Source organism: Micromonospora sp. NPDC005305 (genome assembly GCF_040607315.1).
Taxonomy (GTDB): domain Bacteria; phylum Actinomycetota; class Actinomycetes; order Mycobacteriales; family Micromonosporaceae; genus Micromonospora.
The window spans coordinates 53,724-66,497 of record NZ_JBEXGL010000025.1 but is presented as its reverse complement, the minus strand read 5'-3'; the positions used below and the strand labels follow the sequence as shown (position 1 = coordinate 66,497).

The window sequence follows — 12,774 nt, the reverse complement described above, 5'->3', positions numbered from 1 at the left end:
ACCGTCGGAGTATGAGCGACCGACACGTCACGATGGACGACTCCTGGGTGCCGGATGCGTGCACCCTGCCGACGGCCCAGCAGCCGCTCCGGCTCGCCGAGTTCGATCGGTTCTTCCGCGACGCGGTTCGGGGTGGCGACAGGCTGTCGCCGCAGCATCTGCGGTTGCACCTCGATGGCACGGAGCAGGTGGAGAGGACTGCGCGGGATCTGACCGCCCGTGAAGCCTCGTGCTGCTCCTTCTTCGCCTTCGCCATCGCACGGCCCGGCCCCGACTCGCTCACGCTGGACGTCCGGGTCCCGGCGGCGCACGTCGACGTGCTCGACGCCCTCGCTGAGCGGGCGACCTCGGTCCGGGTTCAGCGGTGACCGGAACGGGGCTGCGCAGCGGCCAGCCCGCCGAGGCCGCCGGGGTCAACCTGCAGACGCTGCGCTACCACGAGCGCCGGGGGTGGACGCGCGCCGGCCACGGTCAGCGGGAGAAGATCAGCAGCAGGATCACGGTCACCACGGCGCTGACGAGGATCGAGCCGAGACAGCCGACCCGGTTCGAGAAGAAGAGGAACATGCCGGGGCTGTACCCGCCCGCGCCGGTTTGATCCCCGCGGTTCAGGCGACGAGCGACTGCTCGGCGCGTACCGCGGTGGCTTCGGCGCGGGCGATCGGGCCGGTGGGCGGCGCGGCGACCGCGGCGCCGACGGCGACCGCCGCCCCGGCGAAGAGGAAGGCCCAGGGCACGCCGCCGGCGTGGTCGACGATGAGCCCGGCCACCGCTCCCCCGGCGGCGCTCGCCGCCACCGACATGGTGACCACCCAGGTGTACGCCTCGTTCAGCATGCCGGCCGGGGCGATCCGCCCGACCAGGGTGTTCTCCAGGGTCAGCGCGGGGGCGATGGTGGCGCCGCCGAGCACCAGCGCGACGCCGAGCGCGGCGGGGGTGGGCATCACGGCGAAGACGGCGAAGCTGGCCGCGACCGCGCCGAGCAGCCAGGCGAACTGGCGGGTCATGTTGGCGGCGGGCTTGCGTACCCCGAACCAGAAGCCGCCGAGGGCGCTGCCGATGCCCCAGACGGCGAGCAGCACGCCGGCGAGGCTCTCCGGGTCGTCGGCGGTGGCGTTCCCGGCGAAGGCCGGCACGATCACGCCGGCGGCGCCGAAGGCGATGCCGATGCTGGCGACGCAGAACAACAGGGCCGGGAAACCGCCGACCCGCAGCGGGCCGAGGCCCTTGGCGTGGTGCTCGCGCGGGTGCGGCCGCCAGCCGCGCATGACCCGGCCGAGCGCGACGGCGCTGGTTCCGGCCAGGGTGACCACGGCGGCGCCGACCAGCGCGGCGGCGGCGTCGGCGACCAGGACGAAGCCGGCCACCAGCAGCGGGCCGAGCACGAAGACGACCTCGAAGAGGGAGGTCTCGGCGGCGAGCGCGGTGTTGCGCAGGTGCGCCCGACCGGTGGCGGGGGCGGTGAGGTCGTTCCAGGCGCCCCGGATGGCGGCGGTGAGCGGCGGGTACGTGGCACCGGCCACGCCGGCGGCCAGGTAGATCAGGCCGAGGCTGCCGGAGCCGGACCGGCTGGCGCCGAGCAGCCCGAAGAGGGCGAGCGGGTGGGCCAGGGCGGTGGCCAGCAGCACCGGGGTGGGGCCGACCCGGTCGGCGATGCGCCCGGCGATCGGGCTGAGCGCGGCGCCGGAGAGCGCGTAGATTCCGCCGGCGACGGCGGCGAGCGAGTACCGGTCGGTGACCTCGGCGACGACCAGCAGCAGCGCCAGTGGGGTCATGCCGATCCCGAGCCGGCCGATGACGCCGAGGATCAGCAGCATCGGGGCGCCGGGGATCCGCCAGACGCCCAGGTACTGGCGCAGTGCGGCCAAGGGTGCACCTCCGGTGCGGAGAAGGTAACGAGTGAATATCCCTCTGACCCTAACGCCGCAGGCCGCCGTGGGGGTGGTCAGCTCGCTCACAGGGTCGGCCGGGGGCGGGGCTGCCGGGCCGGCGGAGAACCGGTAGGTTGCTGATCGAACGAGGTCCATGCCCCGGCAGACTCCGCCCATCGCCGTACGGAGGGTCGATGACCGGCACCGTCGAACCGTTGCGGGTCGAGATCTACTCGCTGTACGCCGACGCCCGCCCCGCCGAGGCGGCCTCTTCCAGCCTGGGGGGCTCGCTCCCGGTTCGGGCCGTGCGGCAGTGCCCGCCGGTCGCCGTCGGGTCCGGTCTCGGCTGGTACGTCCACCCGCCCGCCGACTTCGCGCTGCGCTGGGACGGCCACGAGACCGAGTGGAGCCTGCTGGAGGACAACGAGCCGGTCCGCTGGCGTTCGCTGGCCGGCGGATACGACGGCAAGCTGCCCGACGCGGCCGCCCAGCTCGCGAAGGCACCCGAGAAGTTCCGCGACGACCTGGACATCTTCGACCGGTACGGCGGGGAGATCCCGTTCATCGACGCCGACCCGCGGGCGGCGAACATGGTCGAGCTGGTGACCGGCGTGGTGGCCCGGACCTCGCCGGGCTGGTGCCTGCTGGCCCGGGGCGCGCCGAACTGGCCCGTTCCCCCGGGGCTGCAGGTCTACGAGGGCGTGGTGGAGACCGACTGGTACACCTCGCTCCTGCCCACCATCCTGCGGCTGACCGAGCCCGGCCGGGTGGTGCGCTTCTACCGCAACCTCCCGTTGATGTGCCTGCAGCCGGTGCACCGCTCGGTGCTGGAGGCGGCGGGCAAGGCCGAGCTGGTGACCGGGCAGGGCCTCGACGAGTGGCCGGACGACGTGTGGGGGGACTTCGTGGCGCTGCGCCGCCGTCGTCAGGACCCGGAGATCCGCAGCAGCTACCGCCGGGAGCAGGCGCGCCGGCTGCGCGAGCACGCCGGCTACCAGCCGATCGGGGTTGACGAAGGGGACCGGCCGAGCTGATGACCGACGCCGACGAACGGCTCACGCCACCGCCCGGCTACCGCGCCCTGTTCCGCCACCCGGTCGCCTCCCGGCTCGTCATCGCCCGCGGCATCTCCGAGCTGGGCGACTTCGTCGGGCTGGCCGCCCTGCTGCTGCTGGCGTACGACCAGACCCAGTCGGTGCTCGGCCCGGCCGCCGTCTACGCCGCCCGGACGCTGCCCGCCCTGCTGGTCGCGACCGTGTTCAGCGGCTGGCTGGACGTGCCGGCGCGGCGCACCATGCTGGTGGGGCTGTCGCTGGCCGGCGCGGCGCTGATCGCGGTGCCGACCGCCGCGCCCCGGCCGCTGCCGGCGATCGTCGCGGCCGGCCTCCTGGGCGCGGTCCGGGCCGCGTACTCGAGTGTCAACGTGGCGATCGCCGCGGAGGCAGTGGACGGCCCGCTGCGGCTGCCGCTGTTCGGCCTCTCCGCCTTCGCGAACCAGCTCGGCCAGGTGACCGGCCTGCTCGCCGGGGCCAGCGTGACCGTGGCGCTCGGCCCCCGGGCGGCGCTCCTGGTCGACCTGGTGTCGTTCCTGCTGGCCGCGGTCGTCCTGGCCGGGCTCCCGGGCGGTCACGGGGAGCGGCGGAAGGCCCGCCCGCCGGCCACCGCCGGGATCCGGATCATCGCCGGGCACCCGGTGCTGCGCGGCGTGGCTCTGCTCACCCTGGGCACGGTGCTCTCCGGGGCGTTGCCGGAGACCCTGGCTCCCGACCTGGCCGGCGGCGGGTGGCGTCCGGTCGTGCTGGCCGCCTCGGCGCTCGGCGGCGCGATCTTCGTGCTGGTGGCGGCGCGACGGGCCTGGCTGGCCCGGGTGGCCGGTCAGGTGGCGGCGGCCGCCGCGTTGGGCGGCGCGTTGCTGCTGGCCGGTGTGCTCGCCGCGGTCCACGCCCCGGCTTGGGCGCTGGCGGGGGCGAACGCGCTGATCGGCGCGGGTGGCGGCTGGCTGATCGGGGCGCAGGCGACCTTCGCCCGGCTGGCGCCCAGGGAGCGGATGGGGCAGGTGGAGGTGACCATCGTGGCCGGGAACATCGTCGTCTCCGGCTGCGGGATCTTCCTGCTCGGCGGCACCGCCGAGCTGTTCGGTCCGGCGACCGCCTATCTGGTCGCCGGGGTGCTGCTGCTCGGGGTCGTGCTCGTCGCCCGACCCGACCGGCTGCCGACGGCCACCTCCTGAGACGCGTCCGCCCGCGTCCGGACGGACGCGGGCGGAGAGGCGGTCGGTGCGGGTCAGCGCTGGAACTGCACCGGCCCGGAGTTGCCGGCCAACTGCTCCAGCCGGGCGACCCGCTGCTCCATGGGCGGGTGGGTGGCGAACATGGCGGCGAGGCCGCCGCCCCGCTTGAACGGGTTGTCGATCATCAGGTGCGCGGTGCTGGCGAGCTGGCCCTGCGCCGGCAGCGGGCGCGCCTGCGTACCCACGTGGATCTTGCGGAGGGCGCTGGCCAGGGCCAGCGGGTCCCGGCTCAGCTCGGCGCCGGACTGGTCGGCCTGGAACTCCCGGCTCCGACTGATCGCCAGCTGGATCAGGGTGGCCGCGATCGGGCCGAGGATCAGGGTGAGCAGCAGCACCGCCGGGTTCGGGCCGTCCTCGTCGTCGGAGGAGCCCAGCGGGATGAACCAGGCGATGTTCGCCAGCGCGGTGATGATGCCGGCCAGGCCGGCCGCCACGCTGGAGATCAGGATGTCCCGGTTGTAGACGTGGGACAGCTCGTGGCCGATCACGCCCCGCAGCTCCCGGTAGTCGAGGATCTCGACGATCCCCTGGGTGACGCAGACCGCCGCGTGCTCCGGGTTACGCCCGGTGGCGAACGCGTTGGGCTGCGCCGTCGGGCTCACGTAGAGCCGGGGCATCGGCTTGCCCGCCTGGGTGGAGAGTTCCCGCACCATCCGGTACAGCTCGGGGAACTCTGCCTCGCTGACCGGTTGCGCCCGCATCGAGCGCAGTGCGAGCTTGTCCGAGTAGAAGTAGGTCACGCCGTTCATCAGCAACGAGACGACGACGGCGATGACGAGTCCGCCGCTACCGCCGAACCAGTAGCCGACCGCGAGGATCAGCGAGGTCAACAGGCCGAGCAGCGCTGCGGTCTTGAGACGGTTGTGATGCACGATGGCTCCTTCGGTGCGCGAGCCGCGCGGGGCCCGCTGACCGGTCCAACAACCCCGGTACCCGCCAACCATCCTGCTCATGGCTGAAAGTTGGCTGGGGATTCCTGTGCGCCCGGTGTGCCGGCCGCCCATCGGGGGACGAACCCGTCAGCGGGCCGCCACGTCGAGCACCAGTTGCGGGGCGAAGCCGAGCACCACGGCCAGCGCGGTGGCGATTCCGAGCGCGACCACCACGAACCGGGCGGGACGGACCGCGACCCCGCCGGGAGCGGCGTAGAGGGTGGCGGCCAGGCGCAGGTAGTAGGCCAGGCCGAGCACCGCGTTCAGCGCCACCACCAGGGCCAGCCAGCCGGCGTGCCCGGCCAGCAGCGCGCGGACCACGGTCACCTTGGCGAACAGGCCGGCAAGGCCGGGCGGCAACCCGGCCAACCCGATGAGGGCCAGCGCGAACGCGCCACCCACCCACGGGTGCCGGCGCGCCGCGCCGCGCAGGTCGGCCAGGGTGCCGCCGTCCCCGTCGGCGGGTCGCAGCGCCACCACCGCGGCGAACGCGGCCAGCTCCAGCAGCACGAAGAAGACGGTGTACGCGACGGCCGCCGCGTACGCCCCGGTGCGGGCGTCGGCGGTGCGCCCCGCGGCCAGCGCGAGCGCGCCCAACGGGGCGAGGATGTAGCCGGCCTGGGCCACCGAGGACCAGGCGAGCAGCCGGACCGTACGCCGCTGGCGCAGCGCCACCAGGTTGCCCACGGTCATGGTGAGCACCGCGAGCAGGGCCAGCACCGGGCCCGTCACGCTGGCCGGCAGCGCCCGCTGCACCACGGCGAGCAGCGCCACCACGCCACCGAGCTTCGAGGCCGTCGACAGGTATGCCGCCACCGGCAGCGGCGCGCCGTCGTAGGTGGCCGGCGCCCAGGCGTGGAACGGCACCGCGGCGACCTTGAAGGCCAGCCCGGCCACCACGAGCGCCACGGCGACCGTGGTGAGCGGCAGGTCGAGCGGGCCCTCCCCACCGGCGGCGAAGGACGCGCCGAGCCGGTCGAGGTGCACGGCGCCGGTCACCGCGTAGAGCAGCGCCGCGCCGAGCAGGGTGATCGTGGTGGCCACCACGCTGACCACGAAGAAGGTCACGGCCGCCTCGGCGCCGGACAGGCTGCCCCGGCGCAGCCCGACCAACACGTAGAGCGGCAGGGTGAGCGTCTCCAGCGCCACGACCAGGGTGATCAGGTCGCCGGCCGCGCCGAGCACCACGCCGCCGGTCATGGCGCACGCGAGCAGGAAGCAGTATTCCCCGACCGGCACGCTGCCGGCGCGCAGCAGCGGCCCGGAGAGCGCGAGCACCCCGAGGGTGAGCAGCGCGACGACCACCGCGACCAGCGCGGCCCGCCCGGTCCAGAGCCAGGAGCAGTCCGCGCCCACGCAGAACGTGCGGCGTTCGCCGGCCGCGCCGACCAGCGCCGCGCCGACGCCGGTGCCCGCCGCGCCGAGGGCGGCCACGGCCACCGTGGCGGCGGCCCGGGCCGCCAGCAGGTCGACCAGGAGCACCAGCACGGCCGTGCCGGCGGCCAGGTAGGCCGGCAACAGCGCCACGTTGTCCACGCTCTGCACCAGGCTCATCAGAGCTCGCCTTCGTTCGCGACTGCGGGGCTCCGCTCCGCTGCACTCCTCGCGCTCACCTGGTGACCACTCCCACCAGGGCGCCGACCGGGCCGGAGGCGTAGGACAGGACCAGGGCCGGGGCCAGGCCCACGGCGAGGGCGAGCAGCACCAGCGGCGCCCAGGCGGTCAGCTCCGCCGCGGCCAGGGCCGGCGCGAGCGGGGCCACCGCCGGGCTGGGTCGCCCGTGGGTGACCCGGCGCAGCAACCGGAGGAGGTACGCGGCGGTCAGCGCCCCGCCCAGCGCGGCCAGCACGGCCAGGGTGGTCCACAGCCCGCCGCCCCGCCGGACGGCGGCCACCACGGCGAAGGCCTCGCCCCAGAAGCCGGCCAGGCCCGGCAGCCCGAGCGAGGCGACCGCCGCGAAGCCGAGCAGGCCGGCCAGCCGGGGCGCGGTCTCCCGCAGCCCGGACAGCTCGGCGAGCGACCCCGTGTGCGTGCGGTCCTTGATGGCCCCGGCCAGGAAGAACAGCAGGCCGGTGATGACACCGTGGGCGATGTTGCCGATCAGCGCGGCCTGGAGGCCGGTGGCGGTGAGCGTGGCGACCCCGAGCAGCACGAAGCCCATGTGCCCCACGCTGGAGTACGCGATCAGCCGCTTCAGCTCGTCCTGGGCGAGGCAGACCAGCCCGCCGACCAGGATCGCCGCGACGGCGAGCACCCCGAGCACCGGCGCGGCCCACCGGGCGCCCTCGGGGGCCACCCCGACCGCCACCCGGATCAGCCCGTACGTGCCCATCTTGAGCAGCACGCCGGCCAGGATCACGCTGCCCACCGTGGGGGCCTGGGTGTGCGCGTCGGGCAGCCAGGAGTGCAGCGGCCAGAGCGGGCTCTTCACCGCGAAGGCCAGCGCCAGCAGGGTGAACGCGGCGAACTGGGTGCCCCGGGACAGCCCGGCGCCGCCGGTCAGCGTCACCAGGTCGGCGGTGCCCGCGGCGGCGACCACCACGTAGACGCCGACCAGCAGCAGCACCGAGCCGAACAGGGTGTAGAGGGCGAACTTGCGGGCCGCCCGGCGCCGGTCCTCGCCGCCCCAGCCGGCGATGATCGCGTACATGGGCAGCAGGACGACCTCGAAGAACAGGAAGAACAGCACCAGGTCGAGGGCGAGGAAGGTGCCCAGGATGCCCACCTCGACCATCAGCAGCAGCGCCACGAGGGCCCGCCCGCTGCCGCCGCCGGAGGGCACCCGCCAGAGCGTGTAGCCGCAGCAGAGCAGGGTGAGCAGCGCGGTGAGCACCACCAGCGGCCAGGAGATGCCGTCCACCCCGAGGTGGAAACGCAGGTCGAGGCCGGGCACCCAGGACACGTCCACCTGGTGCCAGGCCTGCACGGCCGGCCGCGGGCCGTAGCCGAACCAGCCGTGGTCGCCGCCGACCAGCGGCAGGGTGGCGAGCAGGGTCAGTGCGGCGGCGGCCGTGCCGACCAGCCGGCCGGCCCGGTCGCCGGGGACGGCGGCGGCCACGACCGCGCCCAGCGCGGGGACCGCGAGGACCGCGACCAGCAGGAACTGCCCGAACGTCATGAGGTCACTCCGATCAGGGCGACCGCGAGGCCGATCAGCAGCGCGCCGGCCAGCACCCCGGCCGCCGCGCGGGGCAGCGCGGCCCGGTGCAGCGCGGCCAGCCCGCCGCCCAGCTCGACCGCGGCCCGGCCGCTGCCCTCCACGAGGCCGTCGACCCCCAGCTCGTCCCCGGTCCGCACGACCCGGGCCAGGGCGGTGGCCGGGCGTACGACGAGGGCGTGCTGGACGTCGTCGAGCCGGAACGCCCGCGCGAAGAGCGGCCGCAGCGGACCCAGGAAGCGCGCCGGGTCGGCGGCCGGGTCGCGGCGCCAGCCGGCCCAGGCGACGCCGGCGCCGACCAGCAGCAGCAGGAACGGCAGGACCAGGTTCGGCGCGAGGTGGACCAGCTCGACGGCCTCGCCGGAGGCGTCAGCCGGCACCCGCAGCCGGTCGGCGAACCAGGGCGCGAAGGCGGCCAGGCCGAGCAGCGCGGCGGGCACCGCGAGCAGCAGCACCGGCCAGCGCAGCACGGCCGGCGGGTCGTGCGGGTGCGCCAGCGGGACCCGGGTCGCGCCGAGGAAGGTCCGCAGCAGCAGGCGGGTCGCGTACCAGGCGGTGACCGCGACGCCGAGCAGCCCGGCCAGCCAGACCAGCCAGCCGACCCAGGCCGGGGCCGGGCCGGCGCCGTCCAGCGCGGCGGCCTGGGCGGCGGCGAGCACCCCGTCCTTGCTCCAGAAGCCGGACAGGGGCGGCACCCCGGCCAGGGCGCCGAGGCCGATGAGCATGCACCAGAAGGTCACCGGCATGGCGGCGCGCAGGCCGCCCATCCGCGACATGAGCGTGGTGCCGACGGCGTGGATCACCACGCCGGCCGCGAGGAACAGCAGCGCCTTGAACGCGGCGTGGGTGAGCAGGTGGAACAGGGCTGCCGCGGGAGCGCCGACGGCGAGCGCGCCGGTCATGTAGCCGATCTGGGAGACCGTCGACCAGGCCAGCACCCGCTTGATGTCGTCCTGGGCGGTGGCCGCGAACGCGCCGAGCAGCAGGGTGACCGCCGCCATCACCCCGAGCACGGCGAGCGCGGCCGGGGCCTGCGCGAACAGCGGGAAGAGGCGGGCCACCGCGTAGACCCCGGCGGCGACCATCGTGGCCGCGTGGATCAGCGCGGAGATCGGGGTGGGGCCGGCCATGGCGTCCGGGAGCCAGGTGTGCAGCGGGAACTGCGCGCTCTTGCCGGCCACCCCGGCGAGCAGCAGCAGGCAGGCCGCCGTGAGCGTGCCCGCGGAGTAGACGTGGGCCAGCACGTCGGCGATCCGGAAGCTGCCCGCGCCGACCCCGAGCAGCGCGATGCCGAGCAGGAAGCCGACGTCACCCACCCGGGTGACCAGGAACGCCTTCACGGCCGCGGCCGGCGCCTCGGGCAGCCGCCGGTCGTGGGCGATGAGCAGGTAGGAGCAGATGCCCATCACCTCCCAGCCGACCAGGAGCAGGATCAGGTCGCCGGAGACCACCACGGTCAGCATCGCGGCGGTGAACAGGCTGATCTGGGCGGCGTAGGGCGGGTAGCGGTGGTCCACCTCGACGTCGTCGTGCGGGCCGCGCCGCAGGTAGCCGATCGAGTAGACCTGCACGGCCAGGGCCACCGCGGCCACCGCCACGGCGACCAGCACGGCCACCCCGTCCAGCCGCCAACCCAGGGTGACCCGCAGCCCGCCCAGGTCGACCCACTCGGTGGCCGCCTCGACCGGCCCGTCCACCCGGAACAGCAGCGCCACCGCCGCCACCAGCGCGAGCGCCGCGCCGGCCACGCCGAGCGCGATCGCCGCCCGCCGGGCCGGGCCCTCCCCGGTGGCCGCCCCGCGTGGCGACGGCGGCAGCAGCAGCCCCAGCAGGCCGGCGACCAGGGGTACGCCGGGCAGCGCCACCGCCAACAGCCCGGTCACGTCGCCCCCTCGCCCCGGTCGGCGGCGACCGCGACGGGCGCCTCGGTCAGCGGCACGTCGTCCACCGTGACGCTGGCCCGCAGCCGGTAGAGCTGGAGCACGATGGCCAGCCCCACGCCGATCTCGGCGGCGGCCAGCACGATCACGAAGAGCGCGAAGACCTGGCCGGAGTGCGGCAGGGCGGCGCGGACCGTGGTGTCGGCGGTGACCAGGATCAGGTTGACCGCGTTGAGCATCAGCTCGACGGCCATCAGCACGAGAACGGCGTTGCGGCGGCGCAGCACGCCGTAGACGCCGAGCCCGAACAGCAGCGCGGCGGTGACGTACGGGATGACCGGTCTCACGCGCGCCCGCCCTCGTCGGCGGCGACGACCGGGCGGCCCGGCTCGACCGCCCCGGCCGGGCCGGCGGCCGGCTTCGCGCCGGGTCGGCCGATGTCGGGGCGGGAGAGCACGATCGCGCCGACCAGGGCGGCGAGCAGCAGCACCGACAGCACCTCGAAGGGCAGCACCCAGGAGCGGAACACCTGCTCGCCGAGGCGCTCGGCGGTGCCCGCGGCGGGCAGATCCACCCGGGACCAGCGGAACGCGTCGACCAGCAGCACGGCCAGCCCCAGGCCGCTGCCGGCGCCGATCAGCGCGGCCGGCCAGCCGGGCCGGTCGAGGTCGTCGGAGGGGCCGATCGGGGCCCGGGTCAGCATCACCGCGAACAGCAGCAGAACCACCACCGCGCCGACGTAGATGAGCACCTGCACCCAGGCCACCAGCTCGGCGCTCAGCACCAGGTAGTCGCCGGCCAGCGCGCCCAGGCAGACCACCAGCCAGAGCCCGGCCCGGACCAGGTGGCGGGTGCCCACCACCAGCGCGCCCGCGCCGACCGCCACCACGCCGAGGGCGAGCAGCAGCACGTCCGCACCCGTCATGACGGCGCTCCCCGGCCCTGCTCGGCGCCCGGTTCCGGGCGGGCCGGCGCCGGACGCGCGGCGGGGGCCGCGGCCTTGCGGGCGGCGGTGGTCTCCTCCTTCGAGGGGTCGCCGTGCGGGTCGTGGGCCGGCGGCGGCGGGACGGTGACCATCCACTCGCCGAGGTGGTCCTTGTCGTGCAGCAGGTCCTTGATGTCGTACTCGGCGTACTCGAACTCGGGCGACCAGTAGAGCGCGTCGAACGGGCAGACCTCGATGCAGATGCCGCAGTACATGCAGAGCGAGAAGTCGATGTCGAACTTGTCGAGCACGTTGCGCTGGCGGGGGCGGGCGGCGCCGGGGACCGCCACCTCCTCCTTGTGGGAGTCGATGTAGATGCACCAGTCCGGGCACTCGCGCGCGCAGAGCATGCAGACCGTGCAGTTCTCCTCGAGCAGCGCGATCACCCCGCGGGAGCGGGGCGGCAGCTCGGGGACGACGTCCGGGTACTGCTGCGTGGTCGAGCGGCGGGTCATGGTCTTCAGCGTGACCGCCAGGCCCTTCACCAGCCCCTCGCCGGGCACGCCGCTGCGCTCACTCATGCCGCCCATCCTGCCCTGTGCCCCCGGCGCGCGCGACCACCACCCGGCCGTTGGCGGCGGTACCGTGACGGTGGGGAGAACGACGCACCGGAAAGGACCCGTCATGACCGCCGCGCTGCAGAGCGACTACCCGCCCGAGGGCGGGTGGACGACCGACGACCTGGACGCGCTGCCCGAGGACGGCCACCGCCGCGAACTGCTCGATGGAGTGCTGCTCATGTCCCCCTCCCCGACCCGGATGCACCAGACCGTCGCGATGCGGCTCGGCGTCGCGCTTGAAGAGGACTGCCCCGACGGCTACGACGTGACCCAGGGTGTGGAGGTGCGGATCAACCGCAACCGCTCCTTCATTCCCGACGTGCTTGTGACGACGTCGGCTGCGGCGGCACGTGAGCCGTCGAAGTACGAGCCCCACGAGGTCGTGCTCGCCGTCGAGATCGTCTCGCCGAACACGCGTTCCATCGACCGGGTACTGAAGCCGACTCTGTACGCACAGGCCGGAATTCCGTTCTACTGGCGGATCGAGTGGGAAGACGAAGAGCTGGTCGTCTACACCTACAAGATCGACCCCGTGCACGAGGTCTACACCGAGACGGGCCGGTGGACGAAGTTCGTGGACACCGGCGAGCCCTTCCCGGTGAACCTGCCGATCAGCCGGATCACTCCCCGCCGCGTGTGAGCGGCGGGAGCATCTCGACGCCGAGCTGCTGGAGGACCTGGAACAGCTCGTTGACGCTCCACACGTCGACGATCCGGCCGGTCTCGTCGAAGCGGAGGAAGCTCGCCCCCGAGTAGCTGACCACCCGCCCGGTCGGCGGCACCGGCCCGAACTGCCCGGCCTGGGTGCCGGCGGCCCGCCAGTGCACGGCCACCCGATTGCCGGCGGCCACCACCTCGACGACCTTGTAGCGCAGGTCCGGGAAGGACGCCCGCCGGTCGCGGTGCCAGGCCAGGGTGGCCTCCGGGCCGGTCCCGCCCAGCCCCGGGCAGTCCTCGGCGATCAGGTCGTACGCGCTCTCCTCACGACCGGCGTTCCACACGTCGGCGATGAAGCGCCGGGCCGCCGCCTCCACATCCGTCACCGCGGCAGCCTAGCCCCGGTCGTGCCGACTCGGCCTGCCGGAAGCCGGCGGAGCGA

The 12,774-nt window shown here is 74.8% G+C and carries 14 protein-coding genes; 5 read left to right on the top strand and 9 right to left on the bottom strand.

The genetic code is table 11. The features are described from left to right. The first annotated feature begins 11 nt into the window (after nt 1-11). Together ABZS80_RS28725 and ABZS80_RS28720 are read left to right on the top strand one after the other, a co-directional pair. Nucleotides 12-368 carry a hypothetical protein gene (locus tag ABZS80_RS28725; protein WP_355060693.1) on the top strand — a complete coding sequence of 119 codons (357 nt, stop codon included), beginning with the start codon at nt 12-14 and terminating at the stop codon, nt 366-368. After that, a complete protein-coding gene (locus ABZS80_RS28720) occupies nt 365-598 on the top strand; it encodes a hypothetical protein (protein WP_355060691.1) in 234 nt (77 codons plus the stop codon). The genes ABZS80_RS28725 and ABZS80_RS28720 overlap by 4 nt, the downstream gene beginning before the upstream one ends. A 10-nt stretch (nt 599-608) precedes the next feature. Here ABZS80_RS28720 and ABZS80_RS28715 read toward each other — a convergent pair whose 3' ends face one another. Further along, nucleotides 609-1,868, bottom strand: coding sequence for an MFS transporter (locus ABZS80_RS28715; protein ID WP_355060689.1), 1,260 nt, complete (start codon nt 1,866-1,868; stop codon nt 609-611). 197 nt (nt 1,869-2,065) lie between these two features. Between ABZS80_RS28715 and ABZS80_RS28710 the strand changes: the two genes are divergently transcribed. Then, nucleotides 2,066-2,905, top strand: a complete 840-nt coding sequence (locus ABZS80_RS28710; RefSeq protein WP_355060688.1) for a DUF6065 family protein — start codon at nt 2,066-2,068, stop codon at nt 2,903-2,905. After that, entirely contained in the window at nt 2,905-4,101 is a 1,197-nt protein-coding gene (locus ABZS80_RS28705; protein ID WP_355060686.1) for an MFS transporter, read from the top strand. The genes ABZS80_RS28710 and ABZS80_RS28705 overlap by 1 nt, the downstream gene beginning before the upstream one ends. A gap of 53 nt (nt 4,102-4,154) precedes the next feature. Here ABZS80_RS28705 and htpX read toward each other — a convergent pair whose 3' ends face one another. The 7 genes from htpX to ABZS80_RS28670 form a co-directional block, all read right to left on the bottom strand. Further along, complete coding sequence (htpX, locus tag ABZS80_RS28700) at nt 4,155-5,033, bottom strand: zinc metalloprotease HtpX (protein ID WP_355060684.1); 879 nt, start codon at nt 5,031-5,033, stop codon at nt 4,155-4,157. 147 nt (nt 5,034-5,180) lie between these two features. After that, a complete protein-coding gene (locus ABZS80_RS28695; protein ID WP_355060683.1) occupies nt 5,181-6,647 on the bottom strand; it encodes a proton-conducting transporter membrane subunit in 1,467 nt (488 codons plus the stop codon). Nucleotides 6,648-6,702: 55 nt separating this feature from the next. Then, nucleotides 6,703-8,211: an NADH-quinone oxidoreductase subunit M gene (locus tag ABZS80_RS28690; RefSeq protein ID WP_355060681.1), complete on the bottom strand. Its 1,509-nt coding sequence runs from the start codon at nt 8,209-8,211 to the stop codon at nt 6,703-6,705. Continuing rightward, nucleotides 8,208-10,133 (bottom strand): NADH-quinone oxidoreductase subunit L, encoded by a 1,926-nt coding sequence (locus tag ABZS80_RS28685; protein ID WP_355060679.1) that lies wholly within the window; start codon nt 10,131-10,133, stop codon nt 8,208-8,210. The genes ABZS80_RS28690 and ABZS80_RS28685 overlap by 4 nt, the downstream gene beginning before the upstream one ends. Beyond that, the gene (gene nuoK / locus ABZS80_RS28680; protein ID WP_355060678.1) at nt 10,130-10,477 is read right to left on the bottom strand and encodes an NADH-quinone oxidoreductase subunit NuoK; all 348 of its coding nucleotides are present in this window, start codon (nt 10,475-10,477) and stop codon (nt 10,130-10,132) included. Before nuoK ends, ABZS80_RS28685 begins: the two co-directional genes overlap by 4 nt. Continuing rightward, nucleotides 10,474-11,055 (bottom strand): NADH-quinone oxidoreductase subunit J, encoded by a 582-nt coding sequence (locus ABZS80_RS28675; RefSeq protein ID WP_355060676.1) that lies wholly within the window; start codon nt 11,053-11,055, stop codon nt 10,474-10,476. Before ABZS80_RS28675 ends, nuoK begins: the two co-directional genes overlap by 4 nt. After that, nucleotides 11,052-11,645, bottom strand: a complete 594-nt coding sequence (locus tag ABZS80_RS28670) for an NADH-quinone oxidoreductase subunit I (protein WP_355060674.1) — start codon at nt 11,643-11,645, stop codon at nt 11,052-11,054. Before ABZS80_RS28670 ends, ABZS80_RS28675 begins: the two co-directional genes overlap by 4 nt. A 94-nt stretch (nt 11,646-11,739) precedes the next feature. On the opposite strand from ABZS80_RS28670, the gene ABZS80_RS28665 reads away from it, so the two are divergent. Then, a complete protein-coding gene (locus ABZS80_RS28665) occupies nt 11,740-12,315 on the top strand; it encodes a Uma2 family endonuclease (protein WP_355060672.1) in 576 nt (191 codons plus the stop codon). On the opposite strand, the gene ABZS80_RS28660 is transcribed toward ABZS80_RS28665, so the two are convergent. Then, nucleotides 12,296-12,718 (bottom strand): ester cyclase, encoded by a 423-nt coding sequence (locus ABZS80_RS28660; protein WP_355060670.1) that lies wholly within the window; start codon nt 12,716-12,718, stop codon nt 12,296-12,298. The genes ABZS80_RS28665 and ABZS80_RS28660 overlap by 20 nt on opposite strands. Nucleotides 12,719-12,774: the final 56 nt, after the last annotated feature.